The following is a 2,087-nucleotide window of genomic DNA, read 5'->3' on the forward strand; positions in this document are numbered from 1 at the left end:
TGACCCTCGCCTTGTAAGGGCGATGCTCTCCCAACTGAGCTAATCACCCACATATAAATTAAAACGCTACTATTAAAATAAATAGTACTGGACTTTAACCAGTGAACCTCGCCGTTACTTGGAAGTAGCGGTAATGCTCTCTTTTTCTAGCTGAGTAATGACCCATTTAGATTTGTGTAATATGCACCATTCTAAGAATGGTGGGTCGTACTGGACTTGAACCAGTGACCCTCGCCTTGTAAGGGCGATGCTCTCCCAACTGAGCTAACGACCCATATTACATGCTACTACCTGTATAGATAGTACTGGACTTTAACCAGTGAACTTCGCCATCTTTTATAAAAAGCGGTGATGCTCTCTTTTCTTGTAACTGAGCTAACGACCCATATTACAATTTTAAAACGCGACAATTAATATAATAATAGATTTATATGTGGTGGGTGATACTGGACTTGAACCAGTGACCCTCGCCTTGTAAGGGCGATGCTCTCCCAACTGAGCTAATCACCCACATATAAATTAAAACGCTACTATTAAATAATAGTACTGGACTTTAACCAGTGAACCTCACCTTCTTTTACTTAAAGCAGTGACGCTCTCTTTTCTAACTGAGCTAACAACTCATATAGAATTTTAGATGTGTACACTTAATAAAGTGGTGGGTGATACTGGACTTGAACCAGTGACCCTCGCCTTGTAAGGGCGATGCTCTCCCAACTGAGCTAATCACCCACATCTAAACAACATTACATTGCTGCGTTGTTGTGGGGCGCTATTATAGATAGAGTTGCAAATGTGTCAACACTTGAATGATAAAAATGTGCTGAATGAAGGTTTTATAAACAGTGCAGGGTGGTTGGCGTTTACTTTATCATCAAATTTAAGTTGTTAGGGTAAATTAACAGCTGAATCTGAACTAAGTGACTGCCTTATTTTTACTTACAATAAAAAGCATTGCTTAAATAAGCTAATAAAAGGCGATGTTGAAATTGATACAGTAAGCGTGACGTTTTATCAAAAAGAAGATTTATGACTATATAAGGTTTTAAATTATTGAACTGGTATACGGTACTTTTTAAAAGGTAAGGGCATAAGCAGTTATCTGTATTGCCATTAGTGCGAATAAACTTTAATTAACGCCATGGGTTTTGGCACAATGACAACAAAATAGAGCCTATTACCCAAACTGGAACATAGTGTTTAAAAACAGCACGAAATTATTTGCTAGCACTTTTAACGACGGCCTAATTCACTTCAATTTTTATATGTGTGTACAAGCAACTTAAAAAGGGAAGGGTTGAGCATTTAATAATAAGGTTATCGAATAGAGCCCTCGCATTTTAATAACACACTTAAATGCGGGGTTTAGCCTTGGTTTTAGTACTTTTTTAACCCCAACTCAATTTGCATATAAATGTATACCTTTTATGTTAAACATTATTACTTCATCAACGAGGTATAAATAGATAATTAACCTGTTTATAGTACTGTGAGATGAAGTACAGGCCAAATTTTGTCGAAATTGTATTTTTTTGCATGTCTGATAGCCAGTTTGTTGAAAATTAAACCATTTAAATAAAGTGGCATAAAAAACTGTTGACTTTATTTTGGGGGGTGCATAGAATGCGCCCCGCACTCAGCGATACACAACGTGTTAAACACGTTAGGTATTAAAAGGTTTGGGGCTATAGCTCAGCTGGGAGAGCGCTTCGCTGGCAGCGAAGAGGTCTGCGGTTCGATCCCGCATAGCTCCACCAAATCTTTGTGCATGTCCTAGGGTAGCAGTTTTCTGTGTCCCCATCGTCTAGAGGCCTAGGACACCGCCCTTTCACGGCGGTAACAGGGGTTCGAATCCCCTTGGGGACGCCATCTAACAAATAGTTAGGCGTGGTTTTACCAAGAGAATAGCGTAACACTTAAAGCTCGAGTCTTTATGTGTATTAAACGTATTACCTTAGCACCTCATGATATGAGTTAAACTTATCAATTGTCCTAGTGACACTTTTTAGTGTCCCCATCGTCTAGAGGCCTAGGACACCGCCCTTTCACGGCGGTAACAGGGGTTCGAATCCCCTTGGGGACGCCAC

At 39.6% G+C, this 2,087-nt stretch carries 6 tRNA genes; 3 read left to right on the top strand and 3 right to left on the bottom strand.

Features of this window, described 5'->3' with window-relative positions:
- Positions 1–198: 198 nt before the first annotated feature.
- The 3 genes from MTF64_RS04405 to MTF64_RS04415 form a co-directional block, all read right to left on the bottom strand.
- Positions 199–274 (bottom strand) — tRNA-Val (locus tag MTF64_RS04405).
- A 160-nt stretch (positions 275–434) separates the two neighbouring features.
- Positions 435–510 (bottom strand) — tRNA-Val (locus MTF64_RS04410).
- Between the two features lie 146 nt (positions 511–656).
- Positions 657–732 (bottom strand) — tRNA-Val (locus MTF64_RS04415).
- Positions 733–1,681: 949 nt separating this feature from the next.
- On the opposite strand from MTF64_RS04415, the gene MTF64_RS04420 reads away from it, so the two are divergent.
- From MTF64_RS04420 to MTF64_RS04430, 3 genes are all read left to right on the top strand, one after another.
- A tRNA-Ala gene (locus MTF64_RS04420) sits at positions 1,682–1,757 on the top strand.
- A gap of 36 nt (positions 1,758–1,793) precedes the next feature.
- A tRNA-Glu gene (locus MTF64_RS04425) sits at positions 1,794–1,869 on the top strand.
- 141 nt (positions 1,870–2,010) lie between these two features.
- Positions 2,011–2,086, top strand: a tRNA-Glu gene (locus tag MTF64_RS04430).
- The last annotated feature ends 1 nt before the right edge of the window (position 2,087 follow it).

The sequence above is a fragment of the Pseudoalteromonas sp. 2CM41L genome (assembly GCF_023161905.1).
Lineage (GTDB): Bacteria > Pseudomonadota > Gammaproteobacteria > Enterobacterales > Alteromonadaceae > Pseudoalteromonas > Pseudoalteromonas atlantica.